The following is a 17,171-nucleotide window of genomic DNA, read 5'->3' on the forward strand; positions in this document are numbered from 1 at the left end:
GGTGGGCGCTGTGGCCCGACGGGGGAGTGGTGATGCGGGAAGGGGCGGATGCGGGGCTGGCCGCGTGGGAGGAGATGGTGCGCCAATATGCCGTGCTGCAACGGGAGTTGACCCGGCATGTCCCGGAGATCGAGAAGCTGGGCGTACCCTCCGCCCGCCCCGGTGACATCCCGGCGCTCTTCGAGAGGCTGGTCGAGGAGAACACCGCCCTGGACCACGCCGGACGCCGCGAACTCCTCGCCCTGCGCCCCCGGCTGAACGACTGGTGCGAGGAACTGGCCTCCACCGGCATCCCCACCACCCTCGACCACTCCGACCTCCAGGACTCCCAGGTCCTCGCCCACCCCCCGTACCACCACTTCACCTACTTCGACTGGGGCGACGCCACCCTCGCCCACCCTTTCACCAGCCTCCTCGTCCCCACCCGCGTCGCAACCCGCCGCTACGGCCCCACAGCCGCACCCCGCCTCCGCGCCGCCTACCTCGAACCCTGGAGTGACACCGGCCTCACCCCTCCCGAACTCCACCGAGCCGTCGCCCTCGCCCGCCGGGCGGGCGCCGTNNAGGCGGCCGAACCGCTCTAGGCACCCTGGTAAGGATGAAGATCTCCGGGGCCCGAGTCCGGTATCACGACAGTGATATCAAAGCGGTAATTTTCTCCGAACCGACAGCGGCCATATATTCCGCTGGGTGTACTTCTGCTACGTCGACGATTCCGGCGCGGACCAAGCCCGCACCCTGACGGGCCTGCTGGTCCCGGAGGAGAGCTGGAGCGACCTGCTCCACCACTGGCTCGAGGGACGCCGCAAGCTGCAAGAGACCTGGAATGTCCCCAAGAGCGCCGAGTTGCACGCCGTGGACCTGGTGAAGGGACGCGGACGTCCATGTGCCACGGAGAGCCAGAACAAAAGCTTCGGCAGGCCGGCGCGGATCGCCGCCCACGACCTGATGCTCAGGCACGTCGCCAAGTGCGAGAGCGTCCGCGTTCTCACGGTCGTGGGCTGCACGTCGCGGATAGCCACGGTGTATCGGGCCTTCGTGAACCATCTCGAAGCGTGGGCGCTTGAGGAGGAAACTCACGTCGTGATCATGTGCGACGGCCAGTCCGGCCCCGACGAAGTGGAAGAGGTGGGCCAGGAGAAGGCGCAGGACGTGTGGAGGCAGGCCATCCGCGGGGCCAAGCCCTACCGTGACGCTCACCGCAGTCTGCCGTTGGCCTCGCGCCGAGTGCTGGAAGACCCTGTCATGCAGGACAGCAGGTACAGCCAGCTCATCCAGGGCGCTGACCTGGTGGGGTACGCCGCCTTCCACCATCTGATGCTCGCGCGTCCGGAGGTATGGCCCAAGATGACCCCGATGGGCTCCATGTCCAAGGCGTACAAGCGGCTCCAGCACCACTGGCTTCCCGGGTACGGAACCGACGGCATCGTCTGGGTGGATGGCGACGCCGCTTCCTGAAACGCAGAAACCCCCGGCACGAACCGGGGGCCCACGAGAGCAAGACCCCCTGAGTGTCCTCACTCGGACACATGGGACCTTGCATATAGAAGAGTGCCAGAGCTGACCGTGAACGGCAACGGCTTCAGGCAGCGGCATCGCCGCGAGCTGTTGGAAAACACCAGGTCAGAGCCGAAGCGAGCCCCGGCCGCACACAGCAGCCAGGGCCCGTCCGATCACCTACCTACGTCCGAGTGAACCTCAGACGTTCACCCCGAAGTCCTGCGCGATGCCCGCGAGGCCCGACGCGTAGCCCTGGCCGACCGCGCGGAACTTCCACTCCGCGCCGTTGCGGTAGAGCTCGCCGAAGACCATGGCGGTCTCGGTGGCCGCGTCCTCGGAGAGGTCGTAGCGGGCGATCTCCGCGCCACCGGCCTGGTTGAGGATGCGGATGTACGCGTTGCGGACCTGGCCGAAGTTCTGCGAGCGGTTCTCGGCGTCGTAGATCGAGACCGGGAAGACGATCTTGTCGACGTCGGCCGGGAGGCCCGCGAGGTTGACGTTGATCTGCTCGTCGTCGCCCTCGCCCTCGCCCGTGCGGTTGTCGCCGGTGTGGACGATCGTGCTGTCCGGGGTCTGCTTGTTGTTGAAGAAGACGAAGTGGTCGTCGGAGAGAACTCGGCCGCCCTGGCAGACCAGCGCGCAGACGTCGAGCGCGACCGTGCCGGACCAGGACATGCCGAGGACGTTGTGCCCGTCGTCGGTCGGCGGAGTCCCGTCACCCAGGCGTCCGCGCAGGCCGTGGCGGTGGAGGAGGTCGACGAGTTCGGGGCCGGAGATCAGCTCCAGGGGTTTACCGGTGGCGAAGTCGCGCGACCCGGGTCCGAAGGACGACGTCGTCACGAGGACGCCTTTGTTGGCGCCCCGGTCGAGGACCGTGCCGTACAGGTCCCGGACGGCTGTGGGGGACACAGTGTTCCGGTACCGCTTCACCTGCACGACGATGGCGCCGCCGCGGATCGGCGCCGGGTCGGTCGCGTCGACGTCGACCCCGCCGTCGCCGGAGCGCCGCGTGGTCACCGCCTCCATGCCCATCGCCCGCAGCAGTTCCGCGACGAGTTCCTCGAAGGCGATCGGGTCCATGGCGTGGAGGTCGGGCTCGTCGTCGTCCCGGTGGGTGACGACCCGGTTGCCGACGTCCTGGGGGCGGCGGTCCGGGCGTACGGCGGTCAGCTCGTCGGGGCGGGCGGAGAGCCGGCCGCGCAGGGCGTCCGTGAGGCAGCTGACCGCGTCGACCTGCGCGAGGTTCAGGGACGTGAAGGAGGGGCGCGTGGCCAGGACGGTGACCAGGATGTGCTGGGCGCGCAGGCCGGTCGCGGGGTCGGGTCCGTCGGCGAAGCCGTTGAGGGCGACGGACTCCAGCGCGCCGGTGGTGTCGGCGGCGTACAGCTCGTGCAGGACGAGCAGCGCGGACTGCGCGATCGCCTCCCGGTACAGCGCCCGGCGCTGGGTCACCGGGCGGGCGGTCTCCCGGTACTGGTCCTCGCCCGGCGACCAGCGCACCGCCTTCGCCTCGGGGACGACGCCGTAGCCGGGAAGCTCCCAGTCCAGGACGAGTTGGCGGGCGGCCTGGTCGTAGGCGGCGGAGAGCTGCCGGGGGAACTCCTGCGGCCAGGACGGAGAGGCGTACAGCGCGGCGGTGAAGTACTCGACGACGGCGTCCGGTTCGCCCCGCTGGAGGCCCCGGGCCGCCTCGGCGACACCGGCGTTGTGGCGGCGCGCCTCGGTCCGTACGCCCTCGGCCCACTGCGCGTACTGCCGCTGCTGGGCGGCGAGTTGCTCCTGGCGCTGGGCCTCGGCGGCCTGGGCGGCGTACCACGCCTGCTCGAAGCGGGCGCGGGCCTGGGCGCGGGCGTTCGCTGTCCAGCCGTGTGCGGGGAACTGGCCGGGGTCGGGCATGGGCACCGGGTGGGCCAGCGGGCCGGGGTCGAACGGCGGGACCTGGTCCGTGCGCAGCAGCGTGTCCGGACGGAACGGCGCCGCCCGGCATCCGGTCGCCAGCAGCCCCTGGAGCGCGGCCACCCGCGCCTCCAGTTCGGCGGTCCGCCGCGCGGCCTCGGCCTGCCGGTACGCCTTGTGGTCCTGCGCGGCCTGCCGCTGGTACGCGCGCTCCTGCCGCTCCCGCTCCCGCAGCTGCCGGGCGGCGGCCTGCGCCTGCCGCTGCTGCTGACGCTGCATCTCGGCCCAGACGCCGACCGCTCCGGACCTACGACGACTCATCGGACCGAGCCCCTCCCCCGCTGTGACAGGACGACTCTATCCAGCGATCATGACAACGGGCCCTCCCCCGAAGGGAAGGGCCCGGTAAGCGAGTTACTACTTGTTGACCACGCTCAGCGGCAGCAACTTCTTGCCCGTGGGCCCGACTTGGATGTGCGTGTCCATGGCCGGGCATACACCAACAGCTCCAAATCCACTACCGTGCAGGTATGGCAACCAGACGCAAGCGACGGACCTCAACCGAGCGGCAGGCGTACGAAGTTGAGGCCGAGTGGACCGAGGCCGACTTAGCGGTCCTTGAGAACCTGAGAAGAGCGGAAGCGCTCCTGCCCGACTACGCCCCACGGGCTCTGCTGTCCATACGCCTGTCCGTCCTCACGGACGACACGACCTCTCCCGTGCGGCAGGAACTGGATCTCCGGAAGCTGGCGTTGGACCGAGGCAGCCGGGTTGTCGGCGTCGCCAGCGATCTGAACGTGTCCGCCACGAAGGTGCCGCCCTGGAAGCGCAAGCAGCTCGGTGAGTGGCTCAACAACCGGGCCCCGGAGTTCGACGAGATCCTCTTCTGGAAGCTCGACCGGTTCGTGCGGCGGCTCACCGACCTCAGCACCATGATCGATTGGTCCTTGAAGTACGGGAAGAATCTCGTCTCCAAGAACGACTCGATCGACCTGACCACAACGGCCGGGAAGATCATGGTCACGATCATCGGCGGTATCGCGGAGATCGAGGCGGCCAACACCAGCACCCGTGTATCGAGCCTGTGGGACTACGCCAAGACACAGACCGACTGGGTTGTCGGCAAGCCCGCGTACGGCTACGAGACGGCGGAGAACGAGGACGGTCGAGTCGTTCTCGTCATCGATGAGGATGCGTACAAGGCTCTGCACTGGTGCCGTCGTGCGGCGCTGAGAGCCAAGCCCGCCTCCGCCCGGCGTATGGCGAGGGTGCTCGTACGTGCCGGGCTGTGCGGTCAAGGTCTGACGACATCGACGATGCTCCGCAGGCTCAGGAACCCCGCGCTCATGGGCTACCGCGTGGAGGAGGACAAGAACGGAGGCGTACGCCGTTCGAAGGTGGTGTTGGGAAGCGACGCGAAGCCCATCCGGGTGGCAGATCCGATCTTCACCGAGGAGGAGTTCCAGAGCCTCCAGACAGCACTGGACAGACGGGGGAAGAACCAGCCGACGCGAGTGCCCGGTGGTGCGACCAAGTTCCTCGGTGTGCTGCTCTGCCACGACTGCGGCACCAACATGACCGTGCAGAAGACCAAGTACAAGGGCCGGTCGTACGAGTACTTGCGGTGCGGTAAGTGCAAGAGCGGAGGCCATGGCGCGCCGAACCCGCAGGAGATCTACAGCAAGTTGGTCGAAGACGTACTGACGGTGCTTGGTGAAGAACCGGTCCTGACGCGCGAGTACCGCCAGGGCGCCGAGGCTCGGAGGGAACAGAAGCGTCTGGAGGAGTCCGTCAGTTACTACATGGCCGGGCTCGAACCCGAGGGCCGCTTCACGAAGACGCGGTTCACGAAGGAGCAGGCGGAGAAGACGTTGGACGACCTCATCAAACAGTTGGAGGCCGTCGACCCGAAGTCGACCCACGATCGCTGGGTGGCCGTGCACAACGGCAAGTCGTTCAGGGAGCGCTGGGAAGAAGGCGGCATGGAGGCCATGTCCGCCGATCTTCATCGGGTAGGCGTGAAGTGCACGATCAAGCGGACCAAGGTGAAGGGGGTACGCGCTCCCCGCATCCACATGAAGCTCATGATCCCGAAGGACGTACGGGACCGGCTGATCCTCAAGCAGGACGACTTCGCGGAGGCGTTCTGACCGAGTTCGGATCACGGGAACCAGGACACCGGGTCGAACGGCTCTTCCGTTCCCTCATCGGTCACGATCACGATCTCGCTGTCGATCAGGCTCAGAGGCTTCTCGCTGCCGAGTTCGGTACATGACCGGTTTCGGTCCTGCTGCGGTTCTCTTTCCGGGGGAACAGCGATCAGCACCACTCCCCCTCTTGCTCGGCTTCCGCAGCGAGCCGCCGAGACTGGACAAGATCTTCGGAGATTCCGGCGGCGATGAGCGCGGCGCCGGGGGTGTGGCCGGAGCCGATGTAGCGCCAGCGGCGTTCGGTGGTGGCGTCCGGGATGTCGAGGTGGCCGACGTGGTGAGCACGTTCGGCACGTAGAGCCGCGTAGGTCGTCGAGTAGGCGCGGGACTTGGTGAGGATGTGGCCTCGGTAGCCGAGGGTGTGGGTCCAGGCATGGAGGCGGAGCGGCGTGTATTCGGGGAGGTTGCCGAGGCGCCAGCAGGTGTGCATGAGGGTGCGGACGTGTGTGCTCACGGGTGCGGCGTCGATGTCGTCTTGGGTGGTGACCTTGTGGTCGGTGCCTGCGCCGGTTTCGTCCGCTCCCTTGGTGACGTACTTGGCAACGTACGCGGCCACGGCGTCGTCATCGGGACCATGTCCGTCGGCGGCGCGCAGTGGCCGGACGTCGAGTTGGGTCCCCCAGCGCAAGGTCAGTTCACCCACGGCAGGACTGTAAGAGGTGCGGACCAGGACCCGTCGGGCGGAGGCACGGACGGCGTCGGCAAGGAGGTCTGACGTACCCCAGAGTGGAGGTTCGTCGCAGGGTCCGTCCGGGCCGTCGAGGCAGATGACGGCGTGGATGTGGACGGCCGCGCGTTTCTGGTACTCGGCGATCCGGGCGAAGGAGAGCCGGGCGTGATCAGCAAAGTGGGACTGGACGAGGCCGGCCGAGGTGGCGAGACGGCGGCGGACGTCGATGACGAAGCGGTCCCAGAGTCGGGAGGCGTGTGCGTGCCAGAGGACGTGGCCGGGGTAGTCGTAGCAGTCGGCGCACAGCGGTTGGCCGACAGCCGGAGCCTCCGGCAGATGCACGGCACCGCATCCGAGGTTGCGTCCGTGTTCGCAGGTGCCGCCGTCGCGCCGAGGGTGGCACGCCTCCCCCGCGCGGTGGACAGGACCGAAGGACGGAGCGGTGAGGGTGACGAACAAGCGGGGGTGGTTGCGGACTTCGGGGGTGATGTTCTTGCCGCCGAGGAGGCCCGCACGGACGAGGTGGTAGGTGCCTCCGGCGTGGAGGCGGGAGCAGGCCGGGCAGACGGTTGCGCGGCGGTTGCGGCAGCGGATGAGGAGGCGTTCGCCGGGTTCGGTGCAGGTGTCGTAGTGGTGGAGGAGTTCGCCGGTCGTGGCGTCGAAGGTGGTGGTCGTGCCGGTGAGGTGGATGGGGTGGGAGCAGCCGCCGGTTGCGGTGACCTGGGCCAGCCAGCGGGGGAACTGCGGGTGTTGGGCGAGGCGTAGCGCGTCGCGGTCTGTTTCCGGGAGGTGGCGCAGGCGCGCCGCACGGTCGAGGGCGGCGCGCCTATCAGGCGGGGTGGGGTGCGGGGTGATGGTGGTGACCTTCCCTGGGGTGCCGCCGGAGCGGCACGGTTGGTGAGTGGCGTGGCGTCGTACATAGGCGGGGGGCCTTTCGTGGTCGTGCGGGGTTGGCCGGGTTCAGCGGATGGTTCCGGTGCCCCGGCAGACGCGGCAGCGCCGCAGTCGTCCGGTCCAGGTGCGGCGTGCGCCGTCTCCCTTGCAGTGGGGGCACCTCACGCGAGGCATGGGCATGGTGTGTGGTCCCTTCTGCTCAGGTGTGGGAGAAGCCGTTGAGGAACCAGGTGAAGAGGTCGTGGACGGTGAAGAACACGGGGGTATGGCCGAGGTAGAGGCCGAAGAGTCCGATGCAGGCCGCTTCCCAGGCGCGGACGTTGCGGGAGCGGATGAGGAGGGCGGCGATGATCCCGAAGATCACCGCGTACATGAACGCCGTGTCTTCGCTGATCACTTGCTCTCTCCTTCCATGGCCGCGAGGGAGCGGGTGACGAGGGGCAGGTGCGGGGTGATGCGGGAGTGCTTCCGGGTCGCCGTGACTGCTTCAGCCGTCGGTGTGAGGTGGGAGCGGGCGCGGCTCCAGCCGCCGTCGGGGGCGGTGCACACCGCCACGCCGCGTTCCTCCGGTGTGATGGATTGGGCGACGGCCACGGCGTCCTTGTTGAGATCACCGAGGGTCATCTCCGCCGTGCCGGGATCGTTGACGCGGTGGCAGATCCTGCCGCCGAGCTGAGCGCGCAGGGCGGTGACGCCGGGGCCGAGGTCGGAGCCGACGCGTTGTCCGGCGACGACCAGGTGCAGGCCGAGTGCCGCGCCGAGCTGTGCCAGGCGCAGGAGCAGCGTGGAGCACTGTTCGGCTTCGGCTCTGCTGTCACGGGTGCCGTCCGACAGGTACAGTTCCGCGATCTCGTCGACGATCACGACGACCGGGACGGGCCGGATCTTGTCCGGGAGTTCCCAGACCGAGCGGACCCCGGCCGACCGGCACGTACGCATCCGCTCCTGCATGTCGACGACGAGCGCGGACAGCACGGCGACCGCTTCCCGCCGGGAGGTGGCCAGTGCGCTCAGCCGGTCGGTGAACAGGCCGAGTTCCATGCCGCCCTTGCAGTCGATGGCGACCAGGGCGACGGGTTGCGGTGCGAGTTGGGTGATCAGCCGGGCCAGCAGCGTCGACTTGCCGGAGCGGGTGGCGCCGGTGATCAGCCAGTGCGGGACTTGGCGCAGGTCCATCACCCATGCCCCGCCCGACTCCAAGGCCCCGATGAGCGCGCAGAGGAGTTCGGCCGGGGCCGTGGCTAAGCCTGGCCGCTGAAGCGGGTCACTCGCCATCGCGGTCAGCAGCACGCGGCCCCGTTCCGGTGAGGTGACCCGTACCGCGTGCACCTTCCACGCGTGGACGAACGCGTCCGCCGCCTTCAGGTAGGCGGCCGGGGTCTGACCGGGGTGCAGCCGTACCAGCACGGTCAGACCCATCGGGGTGACGTGCGGGAACGAGGCGCGCGGCGCCACCGGCCGGACGGGGTCCCCCTTGACCAGGAGGTGGCCGACGAGGGTGTGTGCCGGGAGCCGGGACACGGCGAGGTCGTTGAGGACCGCGACCCGACGCCACGTCGACACCACCCGCCAGGCGGTCGCCGGGTAGCCGATCAGGTACCAGTGCCAGACCGGACGGTGCCGCTGCACAAGATCACCGGCCATGAGCAGCCAGGCGAGCACCGCCAGCACGAAGGCGACGATGTACGGCTCCATCACGCGTCACCGCCCTTGACGTGTGCGGCAGTTGCACGGACGGGGGTGATGGCGTCGGCACGGAAGCTGAGCCCGTGCCGGTCACCCATCGACCAGGCGAACGCCGTCAGCTCGGTCACCTTGATGATCTGTCCCTCCTCGATCCCGGTCGGTTCACCGCTCACGGCGATCTCGATGACGGAGATCCGGCGCCTGTCCTGCCGCACGGTGACGGCGACGGTCCAGACCGGGTTGCCGTCCCGGTCCCTCTTCACCTCCTGCGTCTCGGAGTTGCTGATCTTCTGTTCGGGCGCGATGGCGCACCGCAGAACGCCCAGTCGCGCCGTGTCCACGGGAATGGACTGCATTTCTTCGGCCTCCTTGGCCAGCCACGACGCCAGACAGATACTGACGTCACTCGTCCTTACGAGTGATGACTATGGAGTTCTGTACGGCGAGAGTGCAACTACTTATGCTGACGAGTGACGCCGCACGTGCGACGTACCTACGACCCTGCCCCCCGACCCGCCGGAGACGCCGCGATGACGGAGATCCAACGCCCCGGAGCCCTCTACCAGCAGGTCGCCGCCGCGATCCGCGAAGCGATCCTCTCCGGCGAGTACGAACCAGGCTCCCCGCTGCCCTCCGAAGCCCAGCTCATGACCCGCTACGCCGTGTCCCGCCCGACCGTCCGCAACGCCGTCGCCGCACTGCGCGCGGAAGGACTGATCGACGTGCGGCACGGCAAGGGAAGCTTCGTACGCACCGCCGGACACCCGGCACTCAGCATCGACCGCAGCATCAGCCAGACACCGGACGGCCGTTTCACCCAGCCCGACACCGACGTCTGGCAGGAGGCCGAGGAACCGAGCCTCTACCGCGCCCGCACCACGAAGGACACCGGACCGCTTCTCCAACTCCCCGAGGAAGAAGCCCTGTTGGGATGTGACCGGCTGCTGTTCGACGCCGCGACGGGAACCCGTGCGATGCACCGCACGCTGATCCCCTTCGCGGTGGCCGAGGACATCCCGGCGCTCGCGGACCAGCCAAGGCAACCCCCGACAGCGATCTACCGCGCGCTCACCGAGGCCGGACACAAACTGTGGTGGTCCGAGACGATCCGCGCCCGCATGCCGCTCCCCGACGAACGCACCACGCTCCAACTCCCCGACGCGACCCCGATCCTGCACGTCACCCGCACCGCCCACGGCACCGGCGACCGCCCCCTGATCCTCGAAGAACTCCGCACCGGAGCCGACCGCGCCGAACTCGCCTACCGGATCACCGCCGACAAGCCGCCCACCCGACGCCGCCGGACCTGAGAACGAACCGGCATCGGTCGAAACTGTCTCCACTTCCTCAAGGGCGCGCCTGCGGCGCGCCGGGACGCCCGACCGCCCCGGCCGGGCGTGCGGCGTGACCGCCGGTCCCGCCCGGCCGCCGGACGCCCCGCACCGCAGCACGCCCAAGGAGTCGAAACGCCGACCGGCCACCGAGGGCAGGGGTGTGGTGGGCCGGGGGTCGACGGCCTCCGGGACTTTAGGCAGCCACCATGGGACGAGCCTCGAAGAACAGGGGGCCGATCGGGCACACCAGCGGGCAGGTCCAGTACCTGCCCGATCCGCCGGGCGAGCGTAAGGCCCCCTGTTCACTCGTCCCATGGCAGCTCCCGCCCATAGTCCCTGCGGCCGGCGACGTGCCCACGCGCGCCACCCAGCAGCGAACCCACCCCTCACAGCGCACCGCCGTCACCATCGGCGAGCGCTTCCAGGAGACCGGCGAGCCGCGCCACAGCATCCAGCCGACCCGCCAGCCGCACGACCCCACGCCCGCCGTCGTCCGTCGAGGCAACCGCCCGCACGGCGGACAACTCGAAACCCACACCCAGGAGCGCACGATTCAGACGGTCGGTGGACTCCCGAGCCGCACGCCAACCCGCGATGTAGTCGACACCAGGCACCCACAGACTCACGTCCGCGTCCTCGGCGTCGAGACCGTCACCGAGCCACTTCCCACCTTCGCCAGTCATCTTGCCGCCTCCGATCGGGTAACGGACCGTCAACTTCCTTTGGCCGAAGGCGAATGCGCAGCACAACGACCCCGGTACCATCAGGCACCGGGGGCCGCTGCGTCCCCTGCCGGACCACCCCGGTTGCTGCCAGGCGCGGGGGTGGTCCGGTCTCGGTATGAGGTTGTGAAGCGTGACCCCTGGGAATTGGGTGGGGAACCCAGCGGACCGTCCCAGGAGTCACGCCCCGTTCGCCGGAGGGCTGACCTCCGGCCTCTGGCCGCCGGTTTCATCTGCGGGACGTCGGCAGCCAGAGATCATCACGACGAGGAGTCCCCGGTTCCGTCGTCGAGGTCGATTCGGCACCAGACGGTCTTGCCGCCCTCTTCCGGCGTCCACCAGACCGCAGCCGCCAGACGCTGGACGATCAGCAGCCCGCGCCCGCTGTCCGGGAGCACCGCTTCTGCGAGTTCCTCCATGAACCCCGGCCAGAAGATGTCACCGAGTGGAAGCAGGGGAGGAGTCGAGTCTTCGTCCGACACCCCGATGAACAACCACTTCGGCCACACCTTGAACGACACGTCGATGCGTTGCGAGCCGCCGGGAAGCACCCGGGAGGGCTCCGGCACCGCGTGGTTCACCACGTTGCCCACCAGCTCCGAAACGATCAGCCGAGCGTCGTCGACGATCCCGCTGAGGCCCAAGCTGTGCAGGAAGGCGGCGGTCTGGTAGCGCGCGATGCCCGTGACGTTGCCGCAGTCGGCGAAGAGGGTCAGGGTCAGGTAACGGCCACCCGCCGAAGCTGTCGGCACTATGGCCCAGTGGGCGTACGCATCGAGGCCCTCAGTGAGGGGGCCGAACTGTGCTCTCTCCTTCTTCGCGTCGTCCATGACACGATCCCGTCAGGTCTCACCTGCCGAGGCTCTCCCGCCAGGTTGCCCCCGAGAGTGCACGCCTCTCCCCACCCGTCGCTCCCCCCTCTTGGGGACCCCCTTCGTGGGTACACTCGCAGAACGGTCGTAGGACAAGATCGAGAAAGCAGCTCGAACCAGCGCAACCAGTGGGTCAATCACAATGGGGAAGTGAGATGACCGGAGCCGCACCCACACCGGCAGCTCTGCCGCCGCACGTCCTGGAACGCGCGGACGTACGTTCGGCGATCACCAACCATGACTTCGGCGAAGTGTTCAGACTCGCCAAACTCCACGGCAACATCAGCTACGCGAAGATCGCCAAGGCTGTCGGTTACAAGCGGGAGCACATCGGCAAGATGGCCCGGCCGGAGACCGAGGGCAAGGGAGTCCGGCCACGGATCACCCAGTTCCACAAGATCCTTGAGGTCGTCGACGGTCTGCGCATCCCCGGACACCTCGCGGGGCTCACCCCGCGCCCGTGGGAGCTGGAGAAATCAGCCGCCACGTCCCCGACGGACGACCCGAGCACCCTGATCGCACAGGGCGGAGCCGGGTTGTGGGACATCGCCGAGATGCTCAAGCGCGCCGAGATGTCCAACATCAACAGCGCCGCCCTGGAGTCAATCGAGCACGGGATCAATCAACTCGCCCGCGCCTACCCGTACGCCGACGCTGACTATCTCCACGAACGCACCCGCAATGGTCTCCAGTACGTGACCAAGCAGCTCGAAGGCCGGATGACTCTGCGCCAGCACCAAGAGCTACTGGTTGACACCGGCTGGCTGTTCCTCCTGAACGCGTGCGTCCAGTACGACCGGGGCCAGCGCGAGGCCGCGAACCTCAGCAAGGCCGCCGCCCTCCGCATCGGCGAGGAGACCGGCCACGGCGAGATCAAGGCGTGGGCGTGGGAGATCGAGGCGTGGTTCGCCCTCACCCAGAGCCGTTGGCAAGACATGCTGGCCGCCGTCGAGGCCGGACACGTCGCCGACCAGACCCACTCCGTCGGCGTCCAGCTCTACGCCCACAAGGCCCGTGCCGCCGCACGCATGGGAGACGGCCGCCTGGTCCGCGAATCCCTGGACGCCGGCCGCGCCCGCCTGGACCGACTTCCCCGCCCGGATCATCCCGAACACCACTTCATCATCGACCCGGACAAGTGGGACTTCTACGAGATGGACGCCTACCGTCTCCTCGGAGACGACGAACGCGCTGCCGCCCATGCCCGTTCGGTGATCCGCATCAGCACCGGGCCGGATGGCACCGAGGTCTCGCCCATGCGCGCGGCTGAGGCCCGCCTCACCCTCGGGGTTGCCGCCGCCCGCACCGGGGACGTTGAAGAAGCCATCGAGATGGGCACTACAGCCCTCGGGGCCGACCGCAAGTCGCTGCCGTCCCTGCTTTTAGTCGCTGACGAACTGGACAAGGAGCTCAGGGCCCGGTACCCGCGCGAAGCCGCCACGCGCGACTTCCACGAACGAATCTCAACGATCAAACACGGCGCAAGCAGACCCGTTCTTCCGTTCTGACAGCTTCGCTTGGGCAGAAACCTGCACGTGGGAAGCCCACATGCGAAGGTAAACGCCGCTGCCGGAAGCGGCGTTTCTTTAACTCGTCAGAAGTTAAAGCGCTCATGTCCCATGAAGTCGTTTAACTGGCCTATGCTTGCACTTGCTTCACCACACGAACGCCCCTCCGGTGTTTCGTCCCTCTTCGGGACGGCAGCCCTCCCCGAGAGGGCTTGGGGTCGAGTGGGGGGAGGTATCAATGGATCAACACGAACACTGCGCCTGTTGCAAGCACCGTCCGACTCTACGTCAGACAGTGATCGACTGGGCGCCTGTGATCGCGATGATCGTCGAAGTGCTGCGGGCCTTCTAATCCCTGACTGGGGAGAGGACACCGGCGGGCGGTACGCGCTCAGCACTGGGCCCGGCCGATGCTAACCCGGCCGGGACCAATGACTGCGGCACTCATGAGGGGCCTGATGCTGGTAGGCGCCAGCTCAGGCCCTTCTCGACTTCCCAGTGCTCGACCAGACTCGGCGAGTCTCGGCGTTGCTCGGCAAGCCTCGCGCAACGTCCACATCGTATGTCATCAGTGCGGCGATGTAATCCATTGCATGCCATCGAGATGCAATGAAATGGATTGAGCACTGCGAAGCATCGCCGAGTCGAGTCGTCTTTCAATGCTGATTCGCAGCCCATGTGAATGCCTGTCGACAACATTGACAACATCAAGTCTCAGCCGCACAGCAAGGCCCCAACGAATCCAGCTACAGATTCGTTGGGGCCTCGGATCGTTCAGATCCACTCCACATCGACTTGGATGCCCGATTCAGCCCGTAGGGACGGCAGAGCCGTCGCCCGCGCTGGCGGAACGACGCACTTCCGCCGCTCCGACGCACCGAGCGAACTGAGAATCAAGGCCACCTCATCCTCCGTGGCCCCCGCCACAGCCTCAGAGATCCGCCGCAGCGCCTCACTCACCTCAGTGCCTGTGCCCACTGCTCGCAGCGTCCTTCTTGACCGTCAGCGGCAGCAGCTTCTTGCCGGTCGGCCCCGTTTGTGGCCATGTGTCGAACTGCGGGCACACCCCGCAGTCGAAGCACGGGGTCCAGCGGCAGTCCTCGACCTCGGTCTCGTCGAGGGCGTCCTGCCAGTCCTCCCAGAGCCAGTCCTTGTCGAGGCCGGAGTCGAGGTGGTCCCAGGGGAGGACTTCCTCGTAGGTGCGCTCGCGGGTGGTGTACCAGTCGACGTCCACGCCGAACTGGGCCAGGGACTTGTCCGCGCAGTCCATCCAGCGGTCGTAGGAGAAGTGCTCGCGCCAGCCGTCGAACCGGCCGCCGTCCTCGTAGACGGCGCGGATGACGGCGCCGACGCGGCGGTCGCCGCGGGAGAGGAGGCCCTCGACGATGCCGGGCTTGCCGTCGTGGTAGCGGAAGCCGATGGAGCGGCCGTACTTCTTGTCGCCGCGGATCTTGTCGCGGAGTTTGCCGAGGCGGGCGTCGGTCTCCTCGGCGGAGAGCTGCGGGGCCCACTGGAAGGGGGTGTGGGGCTTGGGGACGAAGCCGCCGATGGAGACGGTGCAGCGGATGTCGTTGGCGCCGGAGACCTGGCGGCCCTTGGCGATGACGTTCGCGGCCATGTCGGCGATCTGGAGGACGTCGTCGTCGGTCTCGGTGGGCAGGCCGCACATGAAGTACAGCTTCACCTGGCGCCAGCCGTTGCCGTACGCGGTGGCGACCGTACGGATCAGGTCGTCCTCGGAGACCATCTTGTTGATGACCTTGCGCATGCGCTCGGAGCCGCCCTCGGGGGCGAAGGTGAGGCCGGAGCGGCGGCCGTTGCGGGTCAGCTCGTTGGCGAGGTCGACGTTGAAGGCGTCGACGCGGGTGGAGGGCAGGGAGAGGCCGATCTTGTCCTCGGTGTAGCGGTCGGCGAGGCCCTTGGCGATCTCGCCGATCTCGCTGTGGTCGGCGGAGGACAGGGACAGCAGGCCGACCTCCTCGAAGCCGGTCGCCTTCAGGCCCTTGTCGACCATCTCGCCGATGCCGGTGATCGACCGCTCCCGCACGGGCCGCGTGATCATCCCGGCCTGGCAGAAGCGGCAGCCGCGCGTGCAGCCGCGGAAGATCTCGACGGACATCCGCTCGTGGACCGTCTCCGCGAGGGGGACGAGCGGCTGCTTCGGGTACGGCCACTCGTCGAGGTCCATGACGGTGTGCTTCGACACGCGCCACGGGACGCCGCTCTTGTTGGGGACGACGCGGGCGATACGGCCGTCCGCGAGGTACTCGACGTCGTAGAACCGGGGGATGTACACGTTGCCGGTCCTCGAGAGGCGGAACAGCACCTCCTCGCGGCCACCGGGGCGGCCCTCCGCCTTCCACTGGCGGACGATGTCCGTGATGTCGAGGACCGCCTGCTCGCCGTCCCCGATGACCGCCGCGTCGATGAAGTCGGCGATCGGCTCGGGGTTGAACGCGGCGTGGCCGCCCGCGAGGACGATCGGGTCGTCCAGGCCGCGGTCCTTGGCCTCCAGGGGGATGCCCGCGAGGTCCAGGGCCGTCAGCATGTTCGTGTAGCCCAGCTCCGTGGAGAAGGACAGGCCGAACACGTCGAACGCCTTCACCGGGCGGTGCGAGTCCACGGTGAACTGCGGGACGCCGTGCTCCCGCATCAGCGCCTCCAGGTCCGGCCACACGCTGTACGTGCGCTCGGCGAGGACGCCGTCCCGCTCGTTCAGCACCTCGTAGAGGATCATGACGCCCTGGTTGGGGAGCCCGACCTCGTAGGCGTCGGGGTACATGAGCGCCCAGCGGACGTCGGTGGCGTCCCAGGGTTTGACGGTGGAGTTCAGCTCGCCGCCCACGTACTGGATCGGCTTCTGCACATGCGGGAGCAGAGCTTCGAGCTGCGGGAAGACCGACTCGACAGACATCGCGCGAACTTTCGTGAGCGGGGAACGACAGGGGTGACCATCTAGCCTAACGCGGCTGAAGGTCTGCCCCGGCCGTTCAGATCCCCGTCCCGCCCCTCACCTCCGCCCACAGCCCCGGCAGCTCCGCCTCGTCGGCCGCCGACCTGCGCTCCTCCCTGCCGTACAGCAGGCCGTACGTGAAGGCGTTCTCGCCCGCCGCGTGCGCCTGGGCGGCGATCTCGCGGAGCGCCTCGCGGGCCATCACGCTGTCCTGGTGGTCGCCGAGGAGGTTCTGGAGGGACTTGGCGGCCTTCACCATCGCCGTCGCGGGAGCGCCCAGCGCCGGTTCCGCCGCCTCCGCCGAGTACCTGGTCCGCTTCGCCTTCTTGCGCGCCTCGTGCAGCGCGAGGTCCCGCTCCGGGCCGGACGAGGGCTGCGCGAGGGCGTCCTCGACGAGGGCGGCGACCTTCGCGAAGTCCTTGCGGACGGCTGCTGCGATCACCTTCTCCGGCGCACCGGACGCCTTCGCGGCGAGCGGGGGCTCCGCGACCAGCGCGTCCAGCTTGTCGAGCAGCGTCAGGTACCGCTTTCCGTCCAGTACGGCGATGAGGCGCCTGCGCGAGCCGCCCCGGCGGGCGTGCGACCAGGTCCGTACGCGGGTCCGTACGGGGCCGGCGACCAGGTGGCGCGGGAGCTTGTCGAGGCCGGCGGCGATCCTCTCGGTGAGGACCTCCTGGTCCCGGTCCACGCCGAGTTCCCCCGCGAGCCACTTCAGCTCGTCCCCGATGGGGTCGGTCACCTCACGGTCCAGCACCTTGCCGAAGGACCGGAACGCGCTGCGCATCCGCCGGGTGGCCACGCGCATCCGGTGCACGGAGTCGTACTCGTCCTGCCGGACAGCGGGGTCGAGGGCGACGATCGCGTCACGCTGGGCACGGAGGTAGGCGAGGACGTGGTCGGCGGCGGTTTCGGGGGCGGTGGGGGGC

The 17,171-nt window shown here is 68.4% G+C and carries 15 protein-coding genes; 5 read left to right on the forward strand and 10 right to left on the reverse strand.

Annotation, left to right across the window (positions count from 1 at the left end; translation table 11 throughout):
• Both AOK24_RS13910 and AOK24_RS13915 read left to right on the forward strand, forming a co-directional pair.
• A partial coding sequence (locus AOK24_RS13910) for an aminoglycoside phosphotransferase family protein (RefSeq protein WP_206191196.1) occupies window positions 1-562 on the forward strand: 562 nt, incomplete at both ends.
• A gap of 128 nt (window positions 563-690) precedes the next feature.
• Window positions 691-1,458: a DUF3800 domain-containing protein gene (locus tag AOK24_RS13915; protein WP_055720375.1), complete on the forward strand. Its 768-nt coding sequence runs from the start codon at window positions 691-693 to the stop codon at window positions 1,456-1,458.
• 240 nt (window positions 1,459-1,698) lie between these two features.
• On the opposite strand, the gene AOK24_RS13920 is transcribed toward AOK24_RS13915, so the two are convergent.
• Window positions 1,699-3,717: a TerD family protein gene (locus tag AOK24_RS13920; protein WP_206191197.1), complete on the reverse strand. Its 2,019-nt coding sequence runs from the start codon at window positions 3,715-3,717 to the stop codon at window positions 1,699-1,701.
• Between the two features lie 209 nt (window positions 3,718-3,926).
• Between AOK24_RS13920 and AOK24_RS13925 the strand changes: the two genes are divergently transcribed.
• Window positions 3,927-5,546, forward strand: coding sequence for a recombinase family protein (locus AOK24_RS13925; RefSeq protein ID WP_055720377.1), 1,620 nt, complete (start codon window positions 3,927-3,929; stop codon window positions 5,544-5,546).
• 11 nt (window positions 5,547-5,557) lie between these two features.
• On the opposite strand, the gene AOK24_RS48495 is transcribed toward AOK24_RS13925, so the two are convergent.
• From AOK24_RS48495 to AOK24_RS13945, 5 genes are all read right to left on the reverse strand, one after another.
• On the reverse strand, window positions 5,558-5,722 hold the full coding sequence (locus AOK24_RS48495) for a hypothetical protein (protein ID WP_206191198.1): 165 nt from the start codon (window positions 5,720-5,722) through the stop codon (window positions 5,558-5,560).
• On the reverse strand, window positions 5,716-7,074 hold the full coding sequence (locus AOK24_RS13930) for a replication initiator (protein ID WP_055720378.1): 1,359 nt from the start codon (window positions 7,072-7,074) through the stop codon (window positions 5,716-5,718). Before AOK24_RS13930 ends, AOK24_RS48495 begins: the two co-directional genes overlap by 7 nt.
• 295 nt (window positions 7,075-7,369) lie before the next feature.
• Window positions 7,370-7,567, reverse strand: a complete 198-nt coding sequence (locus AOK24_RS13935) for a hypothetical protein (protein ID WP_055720379.1) — start codon at window positions 7,565-7,567, stop codon at window positions 7,370-7,372.
• Window positions 7,564-8,865 carry an FtsK/SpoIIIE domain-containing protein gene (locus AOK24_RS13940; protein ID WP_055720380.1) on the reverse strand — a complete coding sequence of 434 codons (1,302 nt, stop codon included), beginning with the start codon at window positions 8,863-8,865 and terminating at the stop codon, window positions 7,564-7,566. The genes AOK24_RS13935 and AOK24_RS13940 overlap by 4 nt, the downstream gene beginning before the upstream one ends.
• On the reverse strand, window positions 8,865-9,212 hold the full coding sequence (locus tag AOK24_RS13945; protein ID WP_055720381.1) for an SCO3933 family regulatory protein: 348 nt from the start codon (window positions 9,210-9,212) through the stop codon (window positions 8,865-8,867). Before AOK24_RS13945 ends, AOK24_RS13940 begins: the two co-directional genes overlap by 1 nt.
• A 174-nt stretch (window positions 9,213-9,386) precedes the next feature.
• Here AOK24_RS13945 and AOK24_RS13950 point away from each other — a divergent pair, with 174 nt between their 5' ends.
• Entirely contained in the window at window positions 9,387-10,166 is a 780-nt protein-coding gene (locus AOK24_RS13950; protein WP_055720382.1) for a GntR family transcriptional regulator, read from the forward strand.
• A 410-nt stretch (window positions 10,167-10,576) separates the two neighbouring features.
• On the opposite strand, the gene AOK24_RS13955 is transcribed toward AOK24_RS13950, so the two are convergent.
• A complete protein-coding gene (locus AOK24_RS13955; RefSeq protein WP_055720383.1) occupies window positions 10,577-10,873 on the reverse strand; it encodes a hypothetical protein in 297 nt (98 codons plus the stop codon).
• Window positions 10,874-11,172: 299 nt separating this feature from the next.
• Window positions 11,173-11,742, reverse strand: coding sequence for an ATP-binding protein (locus AOK24_RS13960; protein WP_055720384.1), 570 nt, complete (start codon window positions 11,740-11,742; stop codon window positions 11,173-11,175).
• Window positions 11,743-11,939: 197 nt separating this feature from the next.
• On the opposite strand from AOK24_RS13960, the gene AOK24_RS13965 reads away from it, so the two are divergent.
• The gene (locus AOK24_RS13965; protein ID WP_055720385.1) at window positions 11,940-13,292 is read left to right on the forward strand and encodes an NsdA family TPR-like regulatory protein; all 1,353 of its coding nucleotides are present in this window, start codon (window positions 11,940-11,942) and stop codon (window positions 13,290-13,292) included.
• A gap of 961 nt (window positions 13,293-14,253) precedes the next feature.
• On the opposite strand, the gene AOK24_RS13975 is transcribed toward AOK24_RS13965, so the two are convergent.
• Both AOK24_RS13975 and AOK24_RS13980 read right to left on the reverse strand, forming a co-directional pair.
• On the reverse strand, window positions 14,254-16,206 hold the full coding sequence (locus AOK24_RS13975) for a TIGR03960 family B12-binding radical SAM protein (protein WP_055720387.1): 1,953 nt from the start codon (window positions 16,204-16,206) through the stop codon (window positions 14,254-14,256).
• Window positions 16,207-16,282: 76 nt separating this feature from the next.
• The coding region (locus AOK24_RS13980; RefSeq protein WP_159051868.1) for a CHAD domain-containing protein at window positions 16,283-17,171 on the reverse strand (889 nt) is incomplete at its 5' end.

The sequence above is a fragment of the Streptomyces niveiscabiei genome, from assembly GCF_001419795.1.
In the GTDB taxonomy this organism is placed as follows: Bacteria; Actinomycetota; Actinomycetes; order Streptomycetales; family Streptomycetaceae; genus Streptomyces; species Streptomyces niveiscabiei.

Excerpts from the sequence above, each read along its gene's own strand:
- AOK24_RS13955 (WP_055720383.1), bottom strand. The coding sequence starts at position 10,873 with ATGACTGGCGAAGGTGGGAAGTGGCTCGGTGACGGTCTCGACGCCGAG.
- AOK24_RS13945 (WP_055720381.1), bottom strand. The coding sequence starts at position 9,212 with ATGCAGTCCATTCCCGTGGACACGGCGCGACTGGGCGTTCTGCGGTGC.
- AOK24_RS13960 (WP_055720384.1), bottom strand. The coding sequence starts at position 11,742 with ATGGACGACGCGAAGAAGGAGAGAGCACAGTTCGGCCCCCTCACTGAG.
- AOK24_RS13940 (WP_055720380.1), bottom strand. The coding sequence starts at position 8,865 with ATGGAGCCGTACATCGTCGCCTTCGTGCTGGCGGTGCTCGCCTGGCTG.
- AOK24_RS13920 (WP_206191197.1), bottom strand. The coding sequence starts at position 3,717 with ATGAGTCGTCGTAGGTCCGGAGCGGTCGGCGTCTGGGCCGAGATGCAG.
- AOK24_RS13975 (WP_055720387.1), bottom strand. The coding sequence starts at position 16,206 with ATGTCTGTCGAGTCGGTCTTCCCGCAGCTCGAAGCTCTGCTCCCGCAT.
- AOK24_RS13925 (WP_055720377.1), top strand. The coding sequence starts at position 3,927 with ATGGCAACCAGACGCAAGCGACGGACCTCAACCGAGCGGCAGGCGTAC.
- AOK24_RS13965 (WP_055720385.1), top strand. The coding sequence starts at position 11,940 with ATGACCGGAGCCGCACCCACACCGGCAGCTCTGCCGCCGCACGTCCTG.
- AOK24_RS13950 (WP_055720382.1), top strand. The coding sequence starts at position 9,387 with ATGACGGAGATCCAACGCCCCGGAGCCCTCTACCAGCAGGTCGCCGCC.